Source organism: Leucobacter sp. OLIS6, from assembly GCF_002752355.1.
Classification (GTDB): Bacteria; Actinomycetota; Actinomycetes; order Actinomycetales; family Microbacteriaceae; genus Leucobacter.
Genome location: NZ_MRAV01000003.1, coordinates 55,394 through 79,514, shown reverse-complemented (window position 1 = coordinate 79,514; position 24,121 = coordinate 55,394). Strand labels below are relative to the sequence as shown.

Here is a 24,121-nt window from a genome sequence, read left to right as displayed (position 1 = left end):
AAGAACTGTGTGCCGAAGCCGGTGAAGGACACCATCACGGGCACGATCAAGCCCCAGGCCGGGGTCGTGCTCGGCGGCACGGGCGTGATCAGCGACCGGGTGCTGAACACCCAGCCGAGCTGCTAACACCCCGCAACACCGAACCAGATCCGATCCCCGTGGCGGGCAGTCCCGGCAGCATGCCGGGACTGCCCGCCACGGGCGTACCACCCACCCGAAACCCAGGAGCCCGAACCCATGTCCGCAACCGCGATCAACGCCGCGGCCCGTGTCTCCCAGAAGGACTTCGTGCACGCGGCTCTGCGCCACGACATCGTCACCGGCACCCTGCGTCCCGGCGCGGCGCTCACCGACACCCGCGTCGCCGAGGACTACGGCTTCACCATCGCCAGCGTGCGCGCCGCCGTGCAGACGCTGCGGCACGAGGGCCTCGTCCTCGTGCGTCCCCGGCAGGGCAGCTACGTGCGCACCGTCGACCACGGACGCACCCGCGAAGCGCTGCACGCGATCCAGTCCGCTGTCGAGTCCGCCGTGCACCTCTCCCCGGCCATCCTCCGTCCCCGCAGCATCCGCCTCATGCAGCACCGCGCGGATGCCCTCGGCCTCGCCGAGCACGGGCACGACGCCGCGGCCGAACTGCTCGACCTCTACGAGCCCCTCCTCGGCGAATCGGGCAACCCCTACCTGCAGCAGTTCTTCGCGATCACTGCCGCGCACCTGTGCCAGGCCGCCGCTGTCACCGGCGCCGGCGGATTCGGTCACTCCGCCGCCCGCGGCTTCGCGACCGCGCTCGAGCACGGCACCGTCGCCGACGCCGTGACCGCGCTTCGCGACCATTTCGCACACGTCGCCGAGCGCTTCGCGCGCGCCCACACCGCCCGCTGCGGATGACCGCAACCGGGGCTCGCGGCAGAGGGTGACACGCAGGGTGAACCCTTCTGCCGGACGCCCTGCGAGTGACTAGCGTGCTATCACGCCCGACCCGACCGCGCCGAGTCCCCTTCAGTTCTCACCCCACCGGCGCGGTCGGGCTCAGGCCCAGCGGAAGGAGCAGACATGGCCGGGCCCCGACTCCTCACCCGCGGACGAGCGGCCACCGTCGCAGTCCCGATCCTCGGGTTCCTCGCCACACCGTTCCTCCCCTTCGTCCGCGAGCCGACGCTCGTCGCCGGGATCCCCGCGGGCCTCGTCTGGACCGGCGGCATGGTGCTGCTCGCCGCCGCCGCCCTGCACCTCGTCGAAGCGCGCTATCTCAGCTCCGGCGGACGCGCGGCCGACAGCGAGGAAGCCGCCGCGTCGTCGGCTCCGACCCCGGAAGAGCAGCCGTGACCGTCGCGATCATCGTCGGGGTCGGCATCCTCGCGCTCGGCGCGCTCGGCATCGCGGCCGGGCGGCAGCGATCCCTCACGGGATGGGCGGTGAACGGCCGCCGCAACTCCGCGTGGGTCTCGTGGTTCCTGCTCGCCGGGGAGGGGCTCACCACCTTCACCTTCCTCGGCCTCGCCGGGCTCGCGTTCGACGGCGGCGTGGGCGCGACCTTCGCGATCGCCTACCTCACCATCTCGTACCTGATCTTCTATTTCGCGGCTCCGCGCATCCGCGAGCTCGGCACCCCGCTCGGCGCGTTCACCATCTCCGACTTCTTCGCGGCGCGCTACGGATCCCGAAGGCTCGGACGAGTCGTCGCCGTGATCGGCGCGCTCGCCCTGATCCCCTACCTGCAGCTGCAGATCGTCGGGCTCGGCACGATCGTCGAGCTCGTCACCGGGAGCGCGGGCGCTCGAGGGCTCAGCATGGTGCTCGCCAGCGCGCTCGTGGTGCTGTTCGTGATCTGGGCCGGGATCCGCGGCGTCGCCCGCGTCGCCGTCGTGAAGGACGTGCTCATGGTCGTCGCGATGCTCGTGATCATCGGTGGTCTCGTGATCTCGTTCGGCGGAATCCCGGAGATCTTCACCCGGGTGGCCGAGGAGGCACCCGGCCTGCTGACCATGCGCGGCGGTGCGATCGATCCCGTGTACTTCCTCAGCGCGACCATCGTCACCTCGATCGGATCCGGGTTCTGCACGCTGCCGCACTTCTGGCCCATGGTGCTCGGGGCGCGCAACGGGGCCGCGCTGCGCAAGACGGCGATCTGGCAACCGGTCTACTTCCTGCTGCTCTTCATCCCGGTCACCGTCGGGTTCGCAGGTGCGCTGCTGCTCGATCCAGCGACCCCCGGCAACGCAGTGCTGCTCGGGACCACCGCGCGCCTGCTGCCCGACTGGCTGCTCGGCGTGATCGCGGTGGGCGGCGCCGCCGCCGCGATGGTGCCCGCCGGCGGAATCCTCATCGGCATCTCGACGCTCGTCAGCCAGAACGTGTTCCGGCGAGTGGCTCCCGAGCGTCGGCTCGCGGTCAACGCGGTCGTGATCGTGACGGTGACGCTGCTGGCGCTGCTGCTCGGGCTCGCGCGCTCCGACATCGGCGCGCTGCTGCTGCTCACCTACGGCTGCACCACGCAGTTCGCGCCGGCGATCGCCTGCGCGCTCGCCGATCGCGTACGCGTGGGCGCCCGATCCGCGGGCCTCGGGATCCTGGCCGGATCCCTGACCGTCGCGGTCATCACCTTCGGCGGGATCCCGATCGGCAGTCTCGACGCGGGCCTCATCGCGCTCGTGCCGAACCTCCTCGTGCTCGGCGCTGCCGAAGCGATCCGCAGGTGTCGATCGACGGGTGTGCCGGATCCGATCGGTTCGCGGGCGCGCTGACCCGGTGGCGGATCCCGGCTCGGCCGGTTATCCTCAGTACCTGAACGTGTAACATGTTAGAAGGAGGGTGCGATGCCGGCTCCGACGACCCGCAGGCCCGTCGCGAAGCGCCGCCTCCTCAAAGACGAGGCGCACGATGCGATCCGGGACGCGATCCTCGACGGGACCTTCGCACCGGGGGAGCGCCTCGAAGATCAGGCGCTCACGCAGTGGCTCGGAATCTCCCGCTCGCCGATCCGTGAAGCGCTCAACCTGCTCGCCGCCGAAGGGTTCGTCGAGATCCATGCGCAGAGCCACACCTCGGTCGTGGACCCCGATCCGGAGCAGATCGAGCAAGCGACGCAGGTGCTCGGCGTGCTGCTGGCCGGCGCCTTCCAACTCACCGTCCCGGCGCTCACCCCACCCGCCCGCGCGGAGGCCGTAACGTTGCTCGACGCCGGCCTCTCGGCCATCGACCGCCGAGATACTCGGGCCTATCTCGAAACGATCGGGGTGCGATTCTTCGACTTCCTCGTCGAGGCGTGCCCGAATCCGTTCATGGCGACCATCGCCGCGACCTCAGGGCCCGGTCTCGTGTTCCGGATCCGAGCCGCAGCCGGACTGCGCACCCCGAACTGGGATCTGCTGGATTCGGGGTGGACGAGGATCCGGGATGCGGTCGGCACCGGAGACCTTGCCCTGGCGGATCGCGCCCTCGCCGAGGTCTACCGCCTGCCGAGCTCAGGGGGCGAGTGGGCGCCGGCGGAGTGGGCCGCGCGCGCCGGGTGAGGCGGGCTCTGCTGCGGGTTCGCGGGCGCGTACGTTCGATCCGCTCGCGAAATGCGGAGCCGTACGTCCTCGGGCGATTCGGGCGCAGCGCGCCTCAACGAACGATTCCGGGCGTCTCGGAGTGCCGCCCCGATGATTACGAGTGGGAAACGTTCGGGGAATTCCAGGCAAGCGCGCTGAGCAGATTCCCGATCCGTTGCTAATGTTCGAAAAGGAATTCGGTCGCGGCGAACCCGCCGACAGCACGGCGGAGGGCGCGGAGTGGCAACAACCTGGCAGCGGCGCGGTCTCGCGCTCGCGACCGCGACCGCGCTGATTGCCGGAACCGCCGCCTGCGCCCGCGAACCCGATACCGCGTGGAAGCCGCCCGTCGCTCAGGGGCCCGGCGGCATCTCTCTGCTCGCCGCAGTGAAAAGCAAGGGTCAGAAGTCGACCGACGGCCAGGAATCGGCCGACGCCGGCAAGACCGGCAAGAACACCAGGACCATCGGTGCCGCGGTCGAGGACCCTGCGAAGATCGGGATCGTCAGCGGCCGGATCCGCAACGACGCCCTCCCGATCCAGGCGCGCTACGTGTTCCTGCCCGGGGTGCCGAAGTTCAATGAGCGCGTCAGCGCACTCCTGTGGACGGCGATCCGCGCGTCGGGCAAGCCCTACGAGCCGCAGGCGTTCCCCGTCGGAACAGGCCTCGGCTCCCGCGGCTGCATCGACGACTCCACCGAGCGCACCCCCGCCGAACTGCTGCTCGACCAGGCCACCGGGCCCGCGGGCGGATCCGGCACCGCGATCACCTGCAGCCTGCTCGGCGCGTTCGGCCCCTACGTCGGCGTGAAGTTCCGCACCGTCACCGGCACCGCCGAAGCGCCGAAGAAGGGCGCGAAGTCCGCCACCGCCGAGATCACCTCGGATCGCAGCACCACGCTCTACGCCAACGTGAAGACCGGCGAGGTGTCCGACGATGCCGCGCGTTGGCGCGAGATCGCACCCGCCGAACTCTGGCGCGACACCGTCTCAGTGCTGCGCACCCGGCACGGCGGCCTCTCGAACGCGCCCGTCGCGGCACCGGGCAAGGCGCAGCTCGCGCTCGCCGCAGCAGCGCTCGACGGAGCCGAGACTTCGGAGGACGGTGGCCTCGACGTCACCTTCGCCCCCGGTATCGCCGCGCCCGAGCTCGCCGGCCTCGGCACGGACGCGACGAAGGACCCGACCCCCGTACACGTGCCCGCGAAGACCGTCGCGGGGTGGGCCGCCCCCTCGGAGCAGCAGCGCCTCGCCGCAGCGGATCAGCCCTTCGTCGGCATGCCGGCCGGCAGCTGGACCGCGCCCATCGACTGCAACCTGGTGCCGTGCGTCGCGGTCACCTACGACGACGGTCCGTCGCAGTACACCGGCGCACTGCTCGACACGCTACGCAGCAAGCAGGCGCTCGCCACGTTCTTCATGCTCGGCAACGCCGCGAGCCGATCCCCCGATCTGGTGCGCCGGGCCGCAGCCGAGGGGCAGGAGCTCGCCAGCCACACCATGAACCATCCCGACCTGACCACGCTGAAGCCGGACGCCGCCGTCGCTCAGGTGAAGGACGCCGCCGCCATCATCGGCAAGCTGAGCGGCGAGCCGGTCACCATGTACCGGCCGCCCTACGGCGCCGTGAACGAGAAAGTGCTCCGCGCCGTCGGCTGGCCCGCGATCCTGTGGAGCGTCGACACGAACGACTGGAAGGAACCCGGCCCGAAGGCGCTCGTAGAACGCTCCGTGCCCGTGCTCGAGCCGGGCGGGATCGTGCTGTTCCACGACACGCACGCCGACTCGGTGAAGACCGCAGGCTCAGTGATCGACGGCTTGCGCGACCGCGGATTCACGCTCGCGACCGTGAGCCAGCTGTTCGACGGCAAGGTGCCCGTCGGAAGGGTGTCGTCACGATGAGCACGATGCAGACGAGCGGGACGCGTCGGGAGCGACGCGCCGCCGCCCAGGATCCCCGCCCCGCGGAGCGGTCGTCCCCGCGCGAGGCGATGCTCGCGCGCCGACGACGCACGATGATCGCAGCCGGGATCCTCAGCAGCCTGCTCACCGCCGGACTGCTGCTGCTCGTGCTGCTGCCCGGGATCGGAACCGCGGGCGCCGCCGAAGCCGCCGACGGCACGCAGGCCGTGGCGATCGGGGACCCGAAGACGGCGACGATCGTGCCGGGAGCGGGGTGGGAGGTGACCGGCGCCGGCAGCGACGAGCTGCTGCTCGTCTCGCCCGATCGCGGTCTCACCGTGCGCATCTCACCCGCGCCGGACGGTAAGCCCGCCGAGGTGCTCGCCGACGAACTGGGTATCGGGGCGGGCTCGGGGCCGGGCAAGATCCGCACCGAGACCCTCGCCTCGAAGCTCGCGGTCGCGCACGTCGACTCCGCGACGCGGATCAGCGCCGCGGTCGGCGACGATCGCCGCGCGGTGCTGCTGGGCGTGGCGCTGTCGGAGCCCGACGCGAAGCAGGCGAAGCGGGACCTCACGTCCTACCGTCCGGCGCTCGTGGCGCTGGTCGAATCGATCCGCCTGGGCTGACGCGCCCGCGCGTTCGCGCGCTCTCGCTCGCGTGCCCGTGCGCTCCCGCCGCCGACTTCGTCGCCGAGTGGCGCCAAACCGCTCGTATGGGACCCGATATCGAGGTTTTGCCGCCACTCGATGAGGTCGGGCAAGCGTGCGCCCGCCCTGGCCCGAGCACGCGAGCACCCGAGCACACACGCGAGATGACCCGTTCGCGGGTTATGAGCGCTCAAAACCCGCGAACGGGTCATCTCGATGAGGGGTGGGCGAGCGCGCGCAGCGCGGCGGCGGAGTGCAGCGCGGCCTCGGCGGCCTCCTGCCCCTTCGACTCGGCCGAGCCGGGAAGGCCCGAGCGGTCGATCGCCTGCTGCTCGCTGTCGGTCGTGAGCACGCCGAAACCGACGGGCTTGCCCGAGTCGAGCTGCACGCGGGTCAGCCCGTCGGTGACCGAGTTCGCGACGAACTCGAAGTGCGGGGTGCCGCCGCGGATGATCACGCCGAGCCCGACGACCGCGTCGAAGCCGCCACCGCCCTGCTCGACGGGACGCAGCGCCGCTTGCGCGATGAGCGGCAGCTCGAACGCGCCGGCCACGCGGATCAGCTCGAACGAGGCGCCGGCCGCAGCGAGCGTCGCCTCGGCTCCGGCGACGAGGCCGGACATCACCTGCTCGTGCCAGCTGCCGGCGACGATCGCGACCCGGAGGCCCGTCGCGTCCACTGCCAGGTCGGGGGCTCCTGCGCCGCTCATGCGGATGCTCCGTTCGTGTCGGCCAGCACGTTTGATGCCGGCAGCTGGTGACCCATGCGATCCCGCTTGGTCTCGAGGTAGGCCGCGTTGGTCTCGTTCACGCCGACGACGAGCGGCACGCGCTCGGCGACGTCGACGCCCTGCCGCTCGAGCTGCGACACCTTGTCGGGGTTGTTGGTAAGCAGCCGGATCCCGCGCAGGCCCAGGTCGGCGACGATCTCGGCCGCGGCCGTGTAGTCGCGGGCGTCGGCGGGAAGACCGAGCTGCAGGTTCGCGTCGAGCGTGTCGACGCCCTGCTCTTGCAACTGGTAGGCGCGCAGCTTGTTGGCGAGGCCGATGCCGCGCCCCTCCTGGCCGCGCAGGTAGATGACCATGCCGCCCTGCTCGTGCACGAGGTCCATGGCGGCGCGCAGCTGCGGGCCGCACTCGCACTTCAGCGACCCGAAGGCCTCTCCCGTGATGCACTCGGAGTGGACGCGCACGAGCGCGCCCTCGGCGGGCAGCGCTGGGGCGGTGCCCGCCGCGATGAGCGCGACGTGGTCGACCCCGCTGCGGCGGTCGCGGTACGCGCGCATGCGGAAGTCGCCGTGCTCGGTCGGCACGAGCGGATCGGCGCGCAGGCTGACGCTGCGGTGCTCGAGCTCGACCGCGGGGGCGCCCTGCGGATCGTGCTCGTTCAGGTAGGCGATGAGCGCCTCGATGGTGGTGACGGGTACGTTCTCGCGCTCCCCGAGCTCGATGAGCCCGGGCAGGCGCATCATCTCGCCGTCCTCGGCGACGATCTCGCCGATCATCGCGACCTCGCGCAGCCCGGCGAGGCGCATGAGCTCGACCGAGGCCTCGGTGTGCCCGTCGCGGGCGCGCACGCCGCCGTCGACGGCGCGCAGCGGCAGCACGTGCCCGGGGCGCTTCACGTCGGTCGGCTTGCCCGCCGGGTTCGCGAGCGCGCGCAGCGTGGTGGCGCGATCGCTCGCGCTGATGCCGGTGGTGATGCCCTCGGCGGCGTCGACGGTGACCGTGTAGGCGGTGCCGCGGGCGTCCTCGTTGCGCTCCACCATCATGGGCAGGTCGAGCTGGTCCGCGATCGCGTTGGTCATGGGGGCGCAGAGCAGGCCCGACGAGTGCTGCACCGACCACGCGACCCACTCGGGGGTGGCGAGCTCGGCCGACAGGATCACGTCGCCCTCGTTCTCACGATTCTCGTTGTCGGCCACGATCACGGGCCGACCCTCGCGGAGCGCGGCGACCGCGGTCTCGATGCTGGCGATGGTCATTGCTTCAGTTTCCTTCGGTGGGGGTCTGCGGGGCGGCCGACGCGGGCGCGTTGACGCTGCCGGTCAGGTCGAGGCCGCGGGGATCGTCGCCGGCCGCGAGGCCGAAGCGCAGCATGCGGGCGACGTGGCGGGCGAGGATGTCGGTCTCGACGTTCACGCGGTCGCCGGGCTGCAGCCCGCCGAGCGTGGTCGCGACGAGCGTCTCGGGGATGAGGGACACCTCGAACCAGGGCTCGGGGTCTTCGACGGGCGCGATGTTCGACACCGTGAGCGAGACGCCCGAGAGGGTCACGGATCCCTTGTCGACGAGCAGCGGGGCGAGCTCGCGCGGCAGCGCGAAGCGCAGCACCCGCCAGTTGTCCTCGGGGGTGACCGAGAGCAGCTGCGCCGTGCCGTCGACGTGGCCCTGCACGATGTGGCCGCCGAGGCGGCTGTCGACGCGGGCCGCGCGCTCGAGGTTGACGCGGTCGCCGACCGACAGCGCGCCGAGCGTCGACACGCGGATCGACTGCGCCATCACGTCGGCGGCGAACGTGGCCTCGCCCTGCTCGATGACGGTGAGGCAGACGCCCGAGACCGAGATCGAGTCGCCGTGCCCGGCGTCGGCGGTGACCTTCTCGCCGCGGATCGTGAGTCGGAGCGAGTCGCCGACGGGCGAGATCTCGGTGATCTCGCCGATCTCTTCGATCAGTCCGGTGAACATGTCAGAGCACCTCCGTGCGGGGTTCGATGGTCAGGCGAATGAGCAGGTCGGGGCCGAGGGCGATGCGCTCGACCGTGGCGAGGCGCAGGATCCCCGACATATTGGAGACGCCGAGGTCGCCGATGGCGTGCCGCGGGCCGCCGAGCAGCGCCGGGGCGACGTAGACGAGCAGCTCGTCGACGAGGCCGGCGGCGAGCAGCGCGCTCACGATGGTGGGGCCGCCCTCGACGAACACGGACCCGATGCCGCGTTCGGAGAGCGAGGCGAGGTCTTCGGCGAGGTGCTCGCCGTCGAGGCGGATGGGCGCGTCGAGGCCGCGCGCGGCGAGCGCCGGGTGCGCGTCGATGCGGGCGCCGACGGGGGTGGGCCGATGGCCGAGCACGACCGGGATCGGCTGCGAGTCAGCGGGCACGAGCAGTTCGCCCGCGGCGTCGCGCGCCGTGAGCGAGGGGTCGTCGGCGAGCAGCGTTCCGGTGCCCACGAGGATCGCGTCGGCCTCGGCCCTGCGGCGATGCACGTCGGCGCGGGCCGCAGGACCCGTGATCCACTGGCTGCTGCCATCGGCCGCTGCCGCGCGACCGTCGAGGGTCTGCGCCCACTTCGCGATGACGCGGGGGCGGCCGGCGCGCACGAGCGGTGCGGAGCCGTCGGCCTCGAGCCGCGCGCGCTCCTGCGCCGCGAGCCAGTCCTCGACCGATGCGCGCACCTCGCCCGCGAGCAGGCCGCCGCGCACCGCGACTCCGGCCGCGCGCAGCGTGGCCGCGCCGCCGGCCGACGCGTCGCCCGGATCGTCGAGCCCGTAGGCGACGGCGCCGATCCCGGCGTCGATGAGCGCGCGGGCGCACGGCCCGGTGCGACCCGTGTGGTTGCACGGCTCGAGCGACACGACCGCGGTGAGCTCCGCGCCGCGATCCCGCCACTCGGCGGGCAGGTGCGCGAGCGCGTCCACCTCGGCGTGCGCCGTGCCGCTGCCGCGGTGCCAGCCCTCGGCCACGATGCGGCCCTCGGGATCGAGCAGCACGCATCCCACGCGGGGGTTGAGATCGCCCGCGGGCCCGCGCCCGGCGAGGGCGAGCGTGCGCCGCATGGCGCTGCTCAGCAGCTCGTCACCCAGCATTCCGTCTCGTTTCTCGGGTGCCGGGAATAGGGGTCGCCTGCGCAGCGGCAGGTGCCCTCGTTCCTTCCATCCGGACTCGGGCGCGCAGTCGAGACTGCCGCCCATCACCGTCGGTACCGGAATTCCACCGGTTCAACCCCGCGAGTGCGGGGGTCGCGGACTCTCACCGCCGGTTCGGATTCTCACCGACCCCGGAACCTACGTCTACCCTAACGCCACACACTGCGAACTATTCCAGCCGGATTTCGCGATGTTTCGCGGGCCGTCACCCGGCGAGGTTGATGAGCTCGTCGAGGAACTTGTCGAGATCGAAGTCGAGGAATCGCCCGCTCGTGATCGTGCTCATGGTGAGCGCGAGGATCAGCGCATTGAAGAAGAACGCCATCGACGTGTGCCACACCGTGGTCCAGCGCATGCGCGTCTCGGTGACGCGCACGTCCGAGACGGCGAACGTGGTCGCGTTGGTGAACGAGAAGTACGCGAAGTCGCTGAGCCGCGGATCCTCGGTGCGGGGGAAGTGCAGCGGCGGCACCTCGGCGCGGTGGTAGCGCGAGTAGTAGACGCGGGCGAAGCCCCAGTTGAACAGCGCCCATGAGAGCAGCATCGCGCAGACCGCCGCCGCCTCGAGGAACGCGGTGCGGTCGGCGTCCCGCCGGTTGATGATCACCTGCGCGGCGACCAGCAGACCGAACGCGCTCGCGCCGAAGGTGGTGATGTTCGAGAACACCCGCATCACGGGGTGGCCGACCACGCGGCGCACCACGGGCGGATCCTCGTCGCTGATGCGGATCATGATCGTGAGGCCGAGGGCTACGATCCCGAGATAGAGCGCGGCGATGAGGCACCAGACGACCGCGACGATCGAGAGCTCGACCTTGCTCTCGCTCATCGCGAGGTTCCAGCCGAGGAGGACGAGCAGCAGCTGCATCACGACGCCGAGGATCTCGCCGATGACCGTGGTCCAATTGGCGATCGCCGCGGCGACCCGGGGGAGCCGGCGCTTCTTCACCCGCTCCGTCCGCTTCTTCTTCGCCTTCGCGCTCATGCCGGACGCCCGCTCACGACCGGGCGCTCGCCGCCGACGACGCCAGATCGCGCAGGGTCGCGTCGGGCAGGTAGGCCCGGGTCAGCGCCACGGCGATGCGGGGCAGATCGCCCTCGTCGCGGTACAGCATGTACAGCGGCTCGTGGCGCGGGTGGAACTTGCGCTTGAAGAAGTGCAGCGACCGGAAGCCGTAGAGCGGCTCGAGGGTCTCGCTCAGGCGGTCGAGCACGAAGTCGACGGGGCCCGGATCCTCCTGCTCGGGACGCACCAGCGGAGCACCCGAGAGCGAGACGAACTCGTAGCCGGCCTCGGCGAAGTGCTTCGCCGACTCGGCGATCAGGTACTCCATGACGGGCCCGAAACCGTCGTCGCGCCGGCGCATGAGATCGAGGGTCCAGCCGTGGATCTGCCCGCCCGGGCCGTACACCGGCAGCCACGACGTGATGCCGTGCAGGCTGCCCTCGGCGTCGACCGCGATGCCCACGCGGGTCTCGGGATCGCGCGCCTCCTCGACCGTGCCGAGCGTGAAGCGCATCTCGGGCAGGCCCTTGTCACCGCTCCACTGCTCCGAGATGGCGCGCACCTGGGCGAGCACGCTCCACGGCTCGTCGGCGAGCGTGCACATGCGGAACTCGATCCCCTCGCGCGCCGCGCGGTTGATCGACGTGCGCACCGAGTTCCAACGCTTGCCGGTGAAGGCGAGGTCGGGCAGGTCGACGATCGTGTCCTCGGCGATCACGGCCGAGCGCCAGCCGTTCGGGCGGTTCTCGTCGCTCAGCGCGGACGCCGAGAACACGCACGGAACGAAACCGGCGTGCTCTGCGGAACGCGCGAACTCGTCGAGGGCGATGCCGAACTGCTCCTTCGGCGCGATGGGATCGCCGAGCGCGATCGCGACGCCCGCGTGCGCCTGGTAGGCGATCACGCCGGAGCCGACGGCGATGTGCCGGTTGTCGGGCCAGCCGATCATCCACGAGATGTTGCCGCCGCCGAACTCGCGCAGGCGATCGAGCGCCTCGGTGCGCGTCAGGGTGCGCGCCGCGAACGTGCGGCGGGAGTGCAGCAGCGGCACGCGGAACGCGCCGCGGCCGAGCAGCATGACGATGAGCTGCGCCAGCCAGAGCACGGCCGACGGCAGGATCGAGGTGAAGAGGATCCCGGGCTCGTCGAGCAGGCCCAGATCGAGGGCCTGCGGGAGGAACACGGTCGCGATGACCGCGGTCGCGAGGTTGAAGCAGGCGAACGCGATCGTCGCGATCCACGCCAGGCGCAGGCCGAGGCGAACACCGTTCGCCAGGATCGCGATCGCGACGAGGTCGATGACCACGTCGGTGGTCGGGGTGACCGGATCGTTCTCGCCCAGGGGGCCGTTGAACGGGATCAGCAGCGCGAACACCTCGACCACGCCGATCACGATCAGGCCGACGAAGCCCAGCAGCCGCCACTCGCGCACGGTCGGGCGACCCGCGGGGTGCCGGAACGCGGGCAGCAGTCCGCTGACGAGCAGGGCGACGCCGACGACGATCGCATGCTCGACGTTGACGATCTTGCCGACGTAGAGCAGACCGATGGCCGCCCAGGCGACCACCGCGTAGCGGGCGCGCAGACGCCAGGGGGAGGGGAGCGTGCTCATGGCGAAGACGAGGCAGGCGATCGCGCCCGATGCGGGGCCGACGTCGAGCGCACGCGAGACCTGCGCGGCCCAGGGCCAGCCGTTGCCCGCGGCGAGGGCGAGGGTGCCCGCGGCGCCGAGCGCGCCGACCAGGTGCCCGGCGAGGAACAGGCCGAGTGCGCGGAGGGATCCGAACTTGGCCTCCGCCCAGCCGACGCCGCCGATCACGAGCGGCAGCGCGCCGATCACCCGGAGCGGGTGGGCGATGAACCACGGCGAGGTGCCGAGGGTCCACCAGTGCCCCTGGCGGAACGCGGGCAGGCCCGTCGCGACGTCGTGATACCAGGGCAGGCGCGCGAGCGGGGTGATGTGGGTGCCCGTGAGGATCGCGATCACGATCATCACCGCGACGAGCGCGATGGTGAACGGGAACTGCGCGAGCCAGCGCAGGGCGCGCAGCAGCGCGCGCATCGCCTTCGGCGGCTCGGGACGCTCGGCCGGTTCGACAGGCTCCGTCGGGGCGGCCTTCGCGGGGGGTTCGCTCATGAGGAATATTTTACGGAGCGAATGCTGCGGAGCCGCCTCGGAACGCGGTGTTCGCGGGCGAAATGGTACCAGGGTCCCACCCCGGCGCGCCGGATCCGGCCGGAGCTCCGGCGTTCGCCGGGCACTTGCCCGGAGCCCGGCCGGGAGGCGTAGCCTGAGGGTGGACGCCCGAACCGGCGCCCGTTCGATCTGCGGCCGCACACCCGCGGCCAGAAGAGGAGGCCGCGGTGCGTGCTGTCACCTACGTCAAGAACAACACCGTCGAGATCCACGACAAGCCCGTCCCCGAGATCCAGCCCGACGAGGTGCTGCTGAAGGTCGGCGGGGCCGGCCTCTGCCACTCCGACATCGCGATCATCGGCATGGGTGACGAGAACCCGCTGATCGGCGGCACCCTCGGCCACGAGGTCTCGGGCACGGTCGAGAAGCTCGGATCCGACGTCTCGGGCTGGCAGATCGGCGACCGCGCCCTCGTCGCGCTCATCCTCTCCTGCGGCCAGTGCCGAGAGTGCCTCGCCGGCCGCGACAACCAGTGCGAGGTCGTCTACCCGCGCAGCGCGCTCGCCCCGCTCTCGCCCGGCATCGGCAGCCCCGGCGGCATGGCCGACTACATCGCGGTGAAGGCCCGGCACCTCGATCCCATCGGCGACCTCGACCTCGTCGCCGCGGCACCGCTCGCCGACGCCGCCCTCACGCCCATGCACGCCATCAACACCGTGCGCGACCGCATGACCGGCGACGCGACGGTCGTCACCATCGGACTCGGCGGGCTCGGGCACATGGCGCTGCAGATCCTCGCCGCCACCACGGGCGCCCGCATCATCGCGCTCGACACCGACCCCGAGAAGCTCGCGTTCGCCCGCGAGCACGGCGCCGACCTCGCGATCCCGAGCGACGGGGACGCCGCGGCCCGGATCCTCGAGGAGACGAACGGCGTCGGCGCCGACGTCGTCCTCGACTTCGTCGGCGTGCAGCCCACCGTCGACCTCGCCGTCGCGGTCGTGCGCGGCGGCGGCGCGATCCGCTTCGTGGGCCTCGGCAACGGATCCTTCCCCTACGTCGCGGGCAGCGGTACCCCGCTGCCGTGGGGCGTGAACATCGAGCGCGCCTACGGCGGCACCCGATCCGACATGCGCCAGGCCGTCGCGCTCGCCCGCGCCGGCAAGATCGGCGTCGAAGTGGTGCGCTACTCGCTCGACGACGCCGTGCAGGCCTTCGATGACCTGCACCACGGGCGCGTGCAGGGCCGGGCGGTGCTCGTCCCGTGACCGAGCGGCCGGTGCTCGACTTCGCCTCCGGCGCCGAGCGGGAGGCGTGGCTCGAGACCGGGCATGCCGACGCACCCGACGCCTGGCTGCGGATCGCGAAGCGCCGATCCCGGCAACCCGGGCTCAGCATCGAGGACGCCCTCGACGGCGCGCTGTGCTTCGGCTGGGTCGACGGGCAGCGCCGGTCGAACGACGCCGAATCGTTCCTGCAGCGCTACTCGCCGAGACGCAGCGCGAGCCCGTGGTCGCGGATCAACGTGCTGAAGTTCGAAGCGCTCGCCGCCGCCGGACGGGTCCGCCCCGCCGGGCACGCCGCGGCCGAGGCGGCCCGGGCCGACGGGCGCTGGGACGCGGCCTACGCCTCGCAGCGCGACGCCGAGACGCCGGCCGAACTGGTCGCGGCGCTCGCCGCTCGCCCCGCCGCCGAACGGGCATTCGCGGGGCTCGGCCGGACCGAGCAGTACGCGCTGATCCTGCCCCTGCTGAAGGCGCGGACCCCCGAGCGCCGCGCCGATCTCGTCGCGCGCGCCGTCGACGGGCTGGCGGCGGGCGCGTCAGCGCCGGGCGGAGCGGGCGAATGAGCGGCGGCCCGATCCCGATTCAGACCGGTCCCGCCGACCGGGCGAACCCGATCCTCGGTACTGTCGGACTGCTCTGGATCGCCGCACCGCTCTGGTACCTGCTCTGCGAGGCGATCGCCGCGTCCGCGTTCCCCGGCTACAGCTACGCGACGTTCTTCATCAGCGACCTCGGTGTGCCCGACGGCGGCGCGCTCGACGGGCGCACGCTCGACTCACCGCTGCACGCCGTCATGAACGCCGGGTTCCTCGGCGAGGGGCTGCTGTTCGGGATCGGGCTCGCGCTGCTCGCTCCGATGCTCCGGCGCGGGCTCGCGGGCGGGGCGATCCTCGTGCTCGGTGCGGTCCACGCCGCGGGCGTCGCTCTCGTGGGGCTCGTGCCGGGCTCGCCCGCGAACGCCGAGAGCGGCCTCATGATCTTCCACATCATCGGCGCCATCGCGGCGATCGCCGGCGGCAACCTCGTCGCCATCGTGTCGATGCGGGCGGTGCCGCAGCTCGGCCGCTACGGGGTCGCCGGGCCCGTGCTCGGCGGGCTGGGTTTCGTCAGCGCCGCGCTGCTCGTGGGGCACGTGCTGCTCCCCGACGGCATCTCGGAGCGCGGCGCGGTCGACCTGTTCATGGTCTGGCAGCTGGGTGCGGGCATCGCGCTGTGGCGTGCGCGGGGTGGTGCGGGCTCGGGCTCGGGTGCGGGTTCGGGCTCGGGCCTCGGGGCGTAGGCCCGCCCCCCCCCGCCGCCCGCCGCCGGATCTTCCGTCGAGTGGCGCCAAACCGCTGTTTCGCAGGGCGCGAAGGAGCGGTTTGGCGCCACTCGGTGCAGGCTCGGCAAATATCGCGAGATCCCCTGGCATAAAACGTTTTACTTTGTTAGCGTGACGCTCGCGAATCGGTGCACCGATCCGCTCGAGGGCGAGCAGCGACCGCTCGTTCCACCCCACGAGAAGGCAGGAACACATGCACACCTATTCGAGCTACGTCGCGCCATCGGGTCGCGCCATCGTCGATTTCGTCAGGAATCACCCGTTCGCGGTCGTCGCGACATCGAGCGACGGCGCGCCCCTCGCCACGCACGTCCCGATCGTGTTCCCGCCCGGTGCGGAACCCGGCGAGACGCTCGTCGGCACCCGTCTCTGGGGGCATCTCGGGCGGGCGAACGAGCATTGGAGGCGCTTCGCGGAGCGACCGGACGCGCTGCTCGTCTTCGCGTCCTCGCACGCCTACGTCTCCCCGAGCACCTACCACTTCTCGCCGGCCGTGCCGACCCTCGACTACGCCACCGTGCACCTGACCGGCCGGATCTCGGTGATCGAGTCCGAGGAGGAGAACCTGGCCGTCGTGGAGCGCACGGTCGAGCAGCTCGAGGGGCTCCGCACGAAGCGCTGGAATCCGGACCCGTCGAAGGCGGTGTTCCGCAAGATCCTCCACGGCGTCGTCTCGTTCACGATCGACATCGACACGGAATCCGCCATGTTCAAGCTCAGTCAGGACATGCCGAAGGACGTCCACGAGCGCGTGCGCGAGGACCTGCTCGGTGGGGATCATCGCCACCCGGACGTGGCCGAGCTGATGGCGCAGGTCGGAGTGACCCGACCGCGCAAGGCCCCCGCCTCCGGCGACTCCGAGGGGGACTAGGCGCCGGGCGCGATGCCCCGGTCGGACGACCGTCGGACGATGAGGCGGGACTGCACCATGCGGCGTCCGGCGGGATCCTCGCCCCGGGTGATGCCGGCGAGCAGATCGACGGTCTCCCGTGCGAGGATCTCGGGGCGCAGGTCGATCGCGGTGATCGGCGGATCGGCGGTGCGCGTCTGATCGGCGTCGGTGCCGCAGGCGAGCAGGTAGTCGTCGGGGGCGAGAAGCCCCCGCTCGCGCATGCCGGCCTGGATCCCGGCGGCGTGCCGCCCGGTGAGCGAGTAGATCGCATCGGGTACCCCGCCGTTGAGCAGGTTCGGGACGAGGTCGTGCCCGCCCTGCTCGCCGAGACCCTCGGGCAGCCGGAACATGCGCTGCCGCACCCCGTGCTGCTCGCACCACTCCCGGTAGGCGGTCTCGCCGTCGGCGTTCCAGGAGTTGTCGTCCGTGCCGCCGACGAACGCGATCGATCGGGCTCCCTGCTCCTCGAGGTGCCGCAGGCCCTGGCGGGCCGCATCGGCGTCCGCGGAAGCCACCCAGTTCGTCGCTTCGGGCTTGCTGAGATCCCGCCCGAGGGTGACGTAGGGGATCGATCTCCGTTCGAGCAACGCGACGACCGGGTCGTCTCGAACGGGATCGGTGACGATGTACCCGTCGAGGGAGAACGCCAGAGGAGTCACGGGGCCCCTGACGAGGTCGGCGACGTGCATCAGGCTCAGGCCCTTGCCCAGGGCGCTGACCGCCGCGGCGCCGGCGAATCGCAGGAAGTAGTCGATCCCGGGCGGGCTGTAATCTTCGAGCGCGTCGAGCGGGCGGAGCACGATCCCGATGACGCCGATGCGCGACCGTCGGAGGCCCCGGGCGAGGGCGTCGGCCTGGTACCCCATGGCCGTCGCGATCTCGCGGATCCGCTGACGGGTCTCGTCCGAGAGCGTGCCCTTCTCGTTCAGAGCGTGCGAGACGGCGGTGATGGAGACGCCCGCGCGCGCGGCGACGTCCTTGATCGTGACGCTGCGATAGTCGGACATCGGTCTCCCTGGGGTCTGCTCCGAGAATAGCGCCCGGAGCGCCCGGGGTCGCGCCGGTCGGGGCGGGCGGCGGCTGGGTGAACCGTCTCGGGGAACGCTTGTATAAAACGTTTTGTGTATGTAGCTTGTCTCGCGTGGAGCTCCGAAGGGGGAGCCTCCGCCGGTCGCACGGGGCACTGCCGCACCACCGACCGCACCACCGACTGTCGAAGGAGTCACTCCGGTGCTGAACACACATCGGGTCCGTTCACGGGCCATCGCCGCCGCCGCGTTCGCGGCCGGACTCGCGCTCGCGCTGTCCTCCTGCTCATCCCCGAGCGCTCCCGCGGGCGGTACCGAGCAGCACGAGGCCGCCCCGGGCTTCCTGGCCGTCGCCGACGACGCGCTCACGGGCTCGGGCGCGCTCACCGTGCAGCTCGACTACGACACGAGCGAGGCCGACGGGCTCGACCCGCAGACGGCCCAGACCGCACGGTCCTGGATGATCATGGGGCTCGTCTACGAGACGCTCGTCACCACGGATGAGAAGTTCGCGATCGCCCCCGGCCTCGCCACCTCGTGGAAGCGGCCGGACGACACCACCTACGTCTTCACGATCGACACCTCCGCCAAATTCTCGAACGGTCGGGCGCTCAGCACCGCCGACGTGGTCGGCAGCCTCAAGCGCCTCGCCGGCGGGAAGAGTATCTGGACCGGTCAGCTGGGGCCTGTGTCGTCGATCACGGCGACCGGCGCGAACGAGGTGACCGTGAAGCTCAGCGCACCCTACGCGCCGTTCCTCGCCGCGCTCGCCAACACTCCCGCCGCGATCCTGCCGATGCAGGAGATCGAGCAGGGGACGCTCGACCCCAAGACCGCGATGCTCGGAACCGGCCCCTACACCGTGGTCTCGCACCGGCAGGATCAGTCCTGGAAGTTCGCGGCCAACCCCGCTTGGCGCGGCGGCGAGATCCCCGTCCGCGACCTCGAGCTGCAGATCGTCGCGCAGGAGTCCACGCGCCAGGCCGGACTGCGGGAGGGCAGCGCAGGCATGGCGAACTTCGTGAACATCGACGCGCTCACGCAGCTGGCCGGCACCGCCGGCGTCAAGGTCGTCAACCAGACGCAGAGCGATTTCTACTATCTCTACGAGAACTCCCAGCGCCCGGGCTCCCCGTTGCAGGACCAGGACGTGCGCTTCGCCATCAACACCGCCGTCGACCGCAAGGCGATCTCGGACATCGTCTTCGCGGGCACCGCGTCGCCGACCGGGATCACCCCGTCGAACCTGCCCGGTGCGTGCGCGGTCGGCGACCTGCCGTCCGAGCGCGCGACCGTCGAGGAGGCGAAGCGCGCGATCGACGGAGCGAAGCTCGGCGGCCGCAAGCTGAGCCTGCTGGTCTACACCTCCGAGCCCGTGCTCGCGCAGATGGCCCAGCTGATCCAGCAGCAGCTCGCCGAGGTCGGCGTCGCCGTGACGATCGAGCAGTACGACGCGGCGACATACCGCGCGAAGATCGAGACCGCGAAGCCGGGCGACTTCGATCTGGCGCTCGGCTGGTACGCGGGATACGGCGACCCGTCGATGGTGACCAAGTGGTGGAACCCCGAGCAGGCGCTCTTCAACACGGGCTTCGTCGGCGTGCACGAGGACCTGAACCGGCTCATCGACCAGGGGGCCTCGACGCTCGACCCGAAGGAGCGCGCGAAGGTCCTGACCGAGCTCTGCGCCAGCGCCGACCGGTACTCGGAGATCGTCCCGCTCGTGCACCGCCCGTCGATCATCGGCTACAGCACGAAATCGGTGAGCCCGACGATCGCGAGCAACGAGGGCTACGGCGACATCCTGCGGAACCTCACCGACTACCGGGTCGTCGGGAAGTGACGCGATGATCCGCATGCTCCGATGGTCGGGCGGACGGGTGCTCACCGCGCTCGTCACGCTCCTCGGCGTCTCCATCCTCATCTTCGCGGCCGTCCGGCTCATGCCGGGGAGCTTCGAGGACATGATTCTGGGATCCTTCGCGACCCCCGAGGCGAAAGCCGAGCTCGCTCGGACCTACGGCCTGGACCAGCCCGTCTTCGTGCAGTACTTCGCGTGGATCGGTCAGGTGCTCCGCGGCGACCTCGGGGTCTCCCTCGTCACGCAGAGCCCCGTCGCGGACGAGCTGGCGAAGCGGATCCCGGTCACCGCGCTGCTCGCCGCGATGGCGATGGCGGTCACCGTGATCGTCGGCGTCCCGCTCGGCGTCTGGACGGGCGTCCGCTCGGGAGCGAAGCGCGGAGGGCTGCTCGGGCGACTGATCTCGGGTCTCGGCATCAGCGTGCCCGAGTTCGTGCTCGGCAGCATCGTCATCTTCGTCTTCTCCCGGCTCGCGCTCGGTCTGCAGGTCGGCGGCTTCGCGCAGGTCGGATCGGGGTTCGGTGCCACGGCGCAGGCCCTCCTGCTCCCGGCGCTCGTGCTCTCGGTGTTCTGCGTCGCGGCCGCGGCCAGGACCACCCGGGACGCGACCATGTCGGTGCTCGTGGAACCGCACATCGCCGCCGCGGTGGCGCGCGGCGAGACCCCCTGGCGGATCGTCAGGCACCACGTGCTGCGCAACGCCGGGATCCCGATCCTCACCCTGCTCGGCACCATCACGGCGTACCTGCTCGGCGGGGCCGTGATCGTCGAGACCCTGTTCAACATCCCGGGCCTCGGATCGTTCATGGTGACGGGCCTCGGTCGGCGGGACTTCGCCGTCGTGCAGGCCACCGTGCTGTTCGCAGCAACCGTGTTCGTGACCGTCAGCCTCGTGCTCGACCTCGTCACGAGCGCCCTCGACCCGCGGGTCGCCGTCACCGGGAAGGCACGATCATGACCACCTACTCGCTCCCGCTCGTCCGGCGCAAGCACCCGGACCGGGTCCGGCCGCCGCGGGATCCGCTCCTCATCGCGTCGGCGAGTGTGCTCGGTCTGATCGTCGCGGTCGCGGTCGTCGCCGCGGTCGTCCCCTTCGCCGGCGACCCGCAGCGCATCGTCGGCCCCCGGCTCAGCGCGCCGACGACGCTCTTCCCGCTCGGGACCGACGCGCTCGGGCGCTCGCTGCTGCCCCGCCTGCTCGAAGGGATCGGCACCACGCTCGTGCTGTCGACCGTCGCGGTGCTGTGCACGGCCGTGATCAGCGTCGTGCTCGGCCTGGTCGCGGGGTACGCCGGCGGCTGGGCGCGCGAGGGCATCATGCGCGTCGTCGACGTGCTCTACTCCTTCCCCTCGATCGTGCTCGCGATCCTCATCGCCGCGGTCATCGGGCCCGGGCAGGCGGCGGCGCTCTCGAGCATCGTGCTCGTCACCGTGCCGCTGATGACCCGCATGGTCAGCTCGGCGGCGATGGCCGTCGCCCAGCGCGACTTCGTCACGACCGCCCGGATCAGCGGCGTCTCCGCTCCGGTGATCCTGTTCCGGCACCTGCTGCCGAACGTGAGCGGCACCATCGCGGTGCAGGGCACCTACGCCCTGTCGGTCGGCATCCTCGTCGAGGGCGGGCTGAGCTTCCTCGGCTACGGCGTGCAGCTGCCGGGCTCGTCGCTCGGCCTGCTGATCCAGGAGGGCGGCAGCTACATGGTCCAGGCGCCCTGGCTGCTCTTCGCGCCGGCGATCGTCCTGGTCGTCGCGATCCTCTCCATCAACCTGATCGGGGACGCGATGCGCGATCGCCTCGATCCCCGCGAGACGAGGAGCCTCGTATGAACTCGAACGCAGCAGACGTCCTCCGGCTGACGGCGCCGGATGCCGCGGTCGTCTCCGGTGCGGCTGCGGGAGCGCCGACCGTCTCGATCCGCGGACTCTGCGCCGAATACCGGACGCGGCTCGGGGTCGCTCCGGCGCTCGCGGACATCGACCTCACGGTCTCGGCCGGGGAGCGCCTCGCGATCATCGGCGAGTCCGGCTCGGGCAAGTCGACGGTCTCGCAGGCGATCGGGCGGCTCCTGCCGCGGGCCTGCACGGTCACGGCGGGGACGGTGGAGGTGCTGGGGCAGCGGCTCGACGGCCTCGCCGCCGACCGGCTGCGGGCTCTCCGCCGCGAGGCGCTGGGGTTCATCCCGCAGGATCCGATCGCGTCGCTCGACCCGACGATGCGGATCGGGCGCCAGCTCCAGCTGGCGCTGCAGCCGCTCGGCAAACCGGTCGATGCTCCCGCGCTGACGCAGCTTCTCGAACGGGTCCGGATCCTGGAACCGGCGCGCGTCCTGCGGCTCTTCCCGCACGAGGTGTCCGGCGGGATGGCCCAGCGCATCGCGATCGCCCTGGCGATGGCGCGGGAGCCGCGGATCCTGATCGCCGACGAACCCACCGCCTCGCTCGACGCGCAGGTGCGGGACGAGATCCTCGCGCTGCTGTTCGAAGTCGTCGAGAGCTCCGGGGCGAGCCTCATCTGGATCAGCCACGACCTCGGCGCCGTGCGGCGGTGGTGCGATCGCGTCGTCGTGATGCACCGCGGTCGGATCGTCGAGGACGGCCCGACCGCGAACGTGCTCGATGATCCGCAGGACGACTACACCCGCACGCTCGTCGCCGCGATGCCGACCCGACCGCACCGGCCGGACCGCACCGACCGCGCCGACCGTCCCGACCGTACCGGGCCGACCCCAGAGGAGCAGCGATGAACGACCCCACCACGGGCGAGAGCCCCGTGCTCGAACTGCGTGACGTCGAGGTGGCGTTCACCTCCGGCGCCGGAGCCAAACGCCGGACGGTGCGCGCGATGAACGGCGTCAGCCTCTCCGTCGCCCCGGGCGAGACCCTCGGGCTCGTCGGCGAGTCAGGCTCGGGCAAGACGACGACCGCGGCGGTCGCGCTGGGACTGCGGCGACCCGATCGGGGCGAGGTCCGCCTGCTCGGCGCGCCCTTCCCCCGATCGCGTCGGGCCACGGCCGGCTCCCTGCAGGCCGTGCTCCAGCATCCCCACTGGTCGTTGAACCCGCGCCGCCGCGTCGGAGAGTCGGTGCGCGAACCCCTCACGGTGGTGCGCGCCGGGCTCTCCCGCTCCGAGCAGCGGCAGCGGGTGCAGCGCATGCTCGAACAGGTCGGCCTCAACCCCGCGCTCGCGGAGCGGTATCCGCACGAGCTCTCGGGCGGGCAGCGGCAGCGTGTCTCGGTGGCCCGAGCGCTCATCACCGAGCCGCGGTTCATCGTCTTCGACGAGGCCGTCAGCGCCCTCGACGTTGCGGTGCAGATGCAGATCCTCGCGCTCATCCGCGACCTGCAGCTCGAGCACCGCTTCGGCGCCCTCTTCATCTCGCACGACCTGGGGGCGGTCCACCGCGTCGCCGACCGCGTGGCCGTGCTCTACCGCGGCGACCTCGTCGAGACCGCCGCGACGGACGACTTCTTCCGCACTCCGACCCATCCCTACTCGCAGAAACTCCTGGAGACCCTATGAACACCGCACCTGCGCACGCGCTCAGCGCGATCGACTCCGGCATCGTCCCCGATCCCGCCCCGCGGCTCGCCGGCCAGCCGGTCTTCGGCGGCCCCGGCAACGACGACTTCGACCTCGTGCCGCACCGCAGCACCGGCCGCGACACCCTCCGATTCGACTTCCCCGGGGTCCGCATCGGATCGGCCCACTATGAGGAAGGGCCCACGGGCGCCACGGTGATCCACCTGCCGGCCGGAGCACGCACCGCCGTCGATGCGCGCGGCGGTGCCGTCGGCCTCTCGGGAGGGTACGACTTCAACCACGCCATCTGCCTCGCCGGCGGATCGGTGTACGGGCTGGAGGCCGCGGCGGGCGTCGGCGATCTGCTGCTGCAGCGCGCGGAGCAGCGCACCGGATTCGCGGATCTGCAGCTCGTGTCCTCCGCCATCATCTACGACTTCTCCGCCCGCTCGACCGCCGTCTACCCCGACAAGGCGCTGGGCCGTGCGGCGCTCGAGCACGCCGTCGAGGGCGAGTTCGCCCAGGGGCGCGCAGGCGCGGGCATGAGCGCCTCCTCCGGAAAGGTGGACTGGGGGCGCACCGAGATCACGGGTCAGGGTGCGGCCTTCCGGCAGCTCGGCGATGTGCGGATCCTCGCGGTGGTCGTGCCGAACCCGGTCGGAGTGATCGTCGACCGCTCGGGCGCCGTGGTGCGCGGGAACTACGATGCCGCCACGGGGGAGCGACGGCACCCCGTCTACGACTACCAGGAGGCGTTCGCCGAGCGGGTGCCGCCCGTCACCCAGGCCGGCAATACGACCATCAGTGCGCTCGTCACGAACGTGAGGATGAGCGCGACCGAGCTCGGCCAGTTCGCGCGCCAGGTGCACAGCTCCATGCACCGCGGGATCCAGCCGTTCCACACCGATATGGACGGAGACACCCTCTTCGCGGTCACGACCGACGAAATCGAGCTCCCCGCTACGCCGGACTCCTCGCGCGGACGACTGTCGGTCAACGCGACCGCGCTCGGCGCGATCGCGTCCGAGGTGATGTGGGACGCGCTGCTCGAAGCAGCGAAGTAGATCGGTCGAGGGATCGCGCCGGGCGAGTCGACCGGCGCGAGCGCGGGAGGACCCC

Annotated in this window: 23 protein-coding genes; 16 read left to right on the top strand and 7 right to left on the bottom strand. The window is 71.6% G+C overall.

Annotated elements, in window-relative coordinates:
- The first annotated feature begins 237 nt into the window (after window positions 1-237).
- The 6 genes from BMH31_RS02705 (at window position 238) to BMH31_RS02680 (ending at window position 6,067) form a co-directional block, all read left to right on the top strand.
- Entirely contained in the window at window positions 238-891 is a 654-nt protein-coding gene (locus tag BMH31_RS02705) for a GntR family transcriptional regulator (protein WP_099722863.1), read from the top strand.
- Window positions 892-1,056: 165 nt separating this feature from the next.
- Window positions 1,057-1,329, top strand: coding sequence for a hypothetical protein (locus BMH31_RS02700; RefSeq protein WP_099722864.1), 273 nt, complete (start codon window positions 1,057-1,059; stop codon window positions 1,327-1,329).
- A complete protein-coding gene (locus tag BMH31_RS02695) occupies window positions 1,326-2,747 on the top strand; it encodes a sodium:solute symporter (protein ID WP_099722865.1) in 1,422 nt (473 codons plus the stop codon). Before BMH31_RS02700 ends, BMH31_RS02695 begins: the two co-directional genes overlap by 4 nt.
- 72 nt (window positions 2,748-2,819) lie before the next feature.
- Complete coding sequence (locus BMH31_RS02690) at window positions 2,820-3,515, top strand: GntR family transcriptional regulator (protein WP_099722866.1); 696 nt, start codon at window positions 2,820-2,822, stop codon at window positions 3,513-3,515.
- Between the two features lie 261 nt (window positions 3,516-3,776).
- On the top strand, window positions 3,777-5,438 hold the full coding sequence (locus tag BMH31_RS02685; protein ID WP_099722867.1) for a polysaccharide deacetylase family protein: 1,662 nt from the start codon (window positions 3,777-3,779) through the stop codon (window positions 5,436-5,438).
- Window positions 5,435-6,067, top strand: coding sequence for a hypothetical protein (locus tag BMH31_RS02680; RefSeq protein ID WP_099722868.1), 633 nt, complete (start codon window positions 5,435-5,437; stop codon window positions 6,065-6,067). The genes BMH31_RS02685 and BMH31_RS02680 overlap by 4 nt, the downstream gene beginning before the upstream one ends.
- A 229-nt stretch (window positions 6,068-6,296) precedes the next feature.
- Here the strand turns inward: BMH31_RS02680 and ribH are convergent, their stop codons facing one another.
- From ribH to BMH31_RS02650, 6 genes are all read right to left on the bottom strand, one after another.
- Entirely contained in the window at window positions 6,297-6,797 is a 501-nt protein-coding gene (gene ribH / locus BMH31_RS02675) for a 6,7-dimethyl-8-ribityllumazine synthase (protein ID WP_099722869.1), read from the bottom strand.
- Window positions 6,794-8,071, bottom strand: coding sequence for a GTP cyclohydrolase II (ribA, locus tag BMH31_RS02670; protein ID WP_099722870.1), 1,278 nt, complete (start codon window positions 8,069-8,071; stop codon window positions 6,794-6,796). Before ribA ends, ribH begins: the two co-directional genes overlap by 4 nt.
- Window positions 8,072-8,075: 4 nt before the next feature.
- Window positions 8,076-8,774: a riboflavin synthase gene (locus tag BMH31_RS02665; protein WP_099722871.1), complete on the bottom strand. Its 699-nt coding sequence runs from the start codon at window positions 8,772-8,774 to the stop codon at window positions 8,076-8,078.
- A gap of 1 nt (window position 8,775) precedes the next feature.
- Window positions 8,776-9,891, bottom strand: a complete 1,116-nt coding sequence (gene ribD, locus BMH31_RS02660) for a bifunctional diaminohydroxyphosphoribosylaminopyrimidine deaminase/5-amino-6-(5-phosphoribosylamino)uracil reductase RibD (protein ID WP_099722872.1) — start codon at window positions 9,889-9,891, stop codon at window positions 8,776-8,778.
- A 265-nt stretch (window positions 9,892-10,156) separates the two neighbouring features.
- The gene (locus tag BMH31_RS02655; protein WP_099722873.1) at window positions 10,157-10,936 is read right to left on the bottom strand and encodes a DUF1345 domain-containing protein; all 780 of its coding nucleotides are present in this window, start codon (window positions 10,934-10,936) and stop codon (window positions 10,157-10,159) included.
- Window positions 10,937-10,949: 13 nt separating this feature from the next.
- Window positions 10,950-13,094: a DUF2156 domain-containing protein gene (locus BMH31_RS02650; RefSeq protein WP_241898101.1), complete on the bottom strand. Its 2,145-nt coding sequence runs from the start codon at window positions 13,092-13,094 to the stop codon at window positions 10,950-10,952.
- A 227-nt stretch (window positions 13,095-13,321) separates the two neighbouring features.
- On the opposite strand from BMH31_RS02650, the gene BMH31_RS02645 reads away from it, so the two are divergent.
- The 4 genes from BMH31_RS02645 to BMH31_RS02630 all read left to right on the top strand — a co-directional run bounded on the left by BMH31_RS02645 (window position 13,322) and on the right by BMH31_RS02630 (window position 16,572).
- Complete coding sequence (locus BMH31_RS02645) at window positions 13,322-14,362, top strand: alcohol dehydrogenase catalytic domain-containing protein (protein WP_099722874.1); 1,041 nt, start codon at window positions 13,322-13,324, stop codon at window positions 14,360-14,362.
- Window positions 14,359-14,943 (top strand): YdeI/OmpD-associated family protein, encoded by a 585-nt coding sequence (locus BMH31_RS02640; RefSeq protein WP_099722875.1) that lies wholly within the window; start codon window positions 14,359-14,361, stop codon window positions 14,941-14,943. The genes BMH31_RS02645 and BMH31_RS02640 overlap by 4 nt, the downstream gene beginning before the upstream one ends.
- A complete protein-coding gene (locus BMH31_RS02635; RefSeq protein ID WP_099747337.1) occupies window positions 14,940-15,659 on the top strand; it encodes a DUF998 domain-containing protein in 720 nt (239 codons plus the stop codon). Before BMH31_RS02640 ends, BMH31_RS02635 begins: the two co-directional genes overlap by 4 nt.
- A 235-nt stretch (window positions 15,660-15,894) precedes the next feature.
- Window positions 15,895-16,572, top strand: a complete 678-nt coding sequence (locus BMH31_RS02630; protein WP_099722571.1) for an FMN-binding negative transcriptional regulator — start codon at window positions 15,895-15,897, stop codon at window positions 16,570-16,572.
- On the opposite strand, the gene BMH31_RS02625 is transcribed toward BMH31_RS02630, so the two are convergent.
- Window positions 16,569-17,600, bottom strand: a complete 1,032-nt coding sequence (locus BMH31_RS02625; RefSeq protein WP_099722570.1) for a LacI family DNA-binding transcriptional regulator — start codon at window positions 17,598-17,600, stop codon at window positions 16,569-16,571. The genes BMH31_RS02630 and BMH31_RS02625 overlap by 4 nt on opposite strands.
- Window positions 17,601-17,823: 223 nt before the next feature.
- Here BMH31_RS02625 and BMH31_RS02620 point away from each other — a divergent pair, with 223 nt between their 5' ends.
- The 6 genes from BMH31_RS02620 to BMH31_RS02595 are packed head-to-tail and all read left to right on the top strand — an operon-like array spanning window position 17,824 to window position 24,066.
- Window positions 17,824-19,464: an ABC transporter substrate-binding protein gene (locus BMH31_RS02620; protein ID WP_099722569.1), complete on the top strand. Its 1,641-nt coding sequence runs from the start codon at window positions 17,824-17,826 to the stop codon at window positions 19,462-19,464.
- 4 nt (window positions 19,465-19,468) lie between these two features.
- Window positions 19,469-20,440, top strand: coding sequence for an ABC transporter permease (locus BMH31_RS02615; RefSeq protein ID WP_099722568.1), 972 nt, complete (start codon window positions 19,469-19,471; stop codon window positions 20,438-20,440).
- A complete protein-coding gene (locus tag BMH31_RS02610) occupies window positions 20,437-21,309 on the top strand; it encodes an ABC transporter permease (protein ID WP_099722567.1) in 873 nt (290 codons plus the stop codon). Before BMH31_RS02615 ends, BMH31_RS02610 begins: the two co-directional genes overlap by 4 nt.
- The gene (locus tag BMH31_RS02605; protein ID WP_099722566.1) at window positions 21,306-22,226 is read left to right on the top strand and encodes an ABC transporter ATP-binding protein; all 921 of its coding nucleotides are present in this window, start codon (window positions 21,306-21,308) and stop codon (window positions 22,224-22,226) included. The genes BMH31_RS02610 and BMH31_RS02605 overlap by 4 nt, the downstream gene beginning before the upstream one ends.
- A complete protein-coding gene (locus BMH31_RS02600; RefSeq protein ID WP_099722565.1) occupies window positions 22,223-23,002 on the top strand; it encodes an ABC transporter ATP-binding protein in 780 nt (259 codons plus the stop codon). The genes BMH31_RS02605 and BMH31_RS02600 overlap by 4 nt, the downstream gene beginning before the upstream one ends.
- Window positions 22,999-24,066, top strand: a complete 1,068-nt coding sequence (locus BMH31_RS02595) for an endo-type 6-aminohexanoate oligomer hydrolase (protein ID WP_099722564.1) — start codon at window positions 22,999-23,001, stop codon at window positions 24,064-24,066. Before BMH31_RS02600 ends, BMH31_RS02595 begins: the two co-directional genes overlap by 4 nt.
- Window positions 24,067-24,121 lie beyond the last annotated feature (55 nt).

Excerpts from the sequence above, each read along its gene's own strand:
- BMH31_RS02635 (WP_099747337.1), top strand. The coding sequence starts at position 14,940 with ATGAGCGGCGGCCCGATCCCGATTCAGACCGGTCCCGCCGACCGGGCG.
- BMH31_RS02625 (WP_099722570.1), bottom strand. The coding sequence starts at position 17,600 with ATGTCCGACTATCGCAGCGTCACGATCAAGGACGTCGCCGCGCGCGCG.
- BMH31_RS02615 (WP_099722568.1), top strand. The coding sequence starts at position 19,469 with ATGATCCGCATGCTCCGATGGTCGGGCGGACGGGTGCTCACCGCGCTC.
- BMH31_RS02665 (WP_099722871.1), bottom strand. The coding sequence starts at position 8,774 with ATGTTCACCGGACTGATCGAAGAGATCGGCGAGATCACCGAGATCTCG.
- BMH31_RS02600 (WP_099722565.1), top strand. The coding sequence starts at position 22,223 with ATGAACGACCCCACCACGGGCGAGAGCCCCGTGCTCGAACTGCGTGAC.
- BMH31_RS02650 (WP_241898101.1), bottom strand. The coding sequence starts at position 13,094 with ATGAGCGAACCCCCCGCGAAGGCCGCCCCGACGGAGCCTGTCGAACCG.
- ribA (WP_099722870.1), bottom strand. The coding sequence starts at position 8,071 with ATGACCATCGCCAGCATCGAGACCGCGGTCGCCGCGCTCCGCGAGGGT.
- BMH31_RS02705 (WP_099722863.1), top strand. The coding sequence starts at position 238 with ATGTCCGCAACCGCGATCAACGCCGCGGCCCGTGTCTCCCAGAAGGAC.
- BMH31_RS02680 (WP_099722868.1), top strand. The coding sequence starts at position 5,435 with ATGAGCACGATGCAGACGAGCGGGACGCGTCGGGAGCGACGCGCCGCC.
- BMH31_RS02610 (WP_099722567.1), top strand. The coding sequence starts at position 20,437 with ATGACCACCTACTCGCTCCCGCTCGTCCGGCGCAAGCACCCGGACCGG.
- BMH31_RS02630 (WP_099722571.1), top strand. The coding sequence starts at position 15,895 with ATGCACACCTATTCGAGCTACGTCGCGCCATCGGGTCGCGCCATCGTC.
- ribH (WP_099722869.1), bottom strand. The coding sequence starts at position 6,797 with ATGAGCGGCGCAGGAGCCCCCGACCTGGCAGTGGACGCGACGGGCCTC.
- BMH31_RS02605 (WP_099722566.1), top strand. The coding sequence starts at position 21,306 with ATGAACTCGAACGCAGCAGACGTCCTCCGGCTGACGGCGCCGGATGCC.
- BMH31_RS02655 (WP_099722873.1), bottom strand. The coding sequence starts at position 10,936 with ATGAGCGCGAAGGCGAAGAAGAAGCGGACGGAGCGGGTGAAGAAGCGC.
- BMH31_RS02700 (WP_099722864.1), top strand. The coding sequence starts at position 1,057 with ATGGCCGGGCCCCGACTCCTCACCCGCGGACGAGCGGCCACCGTCGCA.
- BMH31_RS02690 (WP_099722866.1), top strand. The coding sequence starts at position 2,820 with ATGCCGGCTCCGACGACCCGCAGGCCCGTCGCGAAGCGCCGCCTCCTC.
- ribD (WP_099722872.1), bottom strand. The coding sequence starts at position 9,891 with ATGCTGGGTGACGAGCTGCTGAGCAGCGCCATGCGGCGCACGCTCGCC.
- BMH31_RS02595 (WP_099722564.1), top strand. The coding sequence starts at position 22,999 with ATGAACACCGCACCTGCGCACGCGCTCAGCGCGATCGACTCCGGCATC.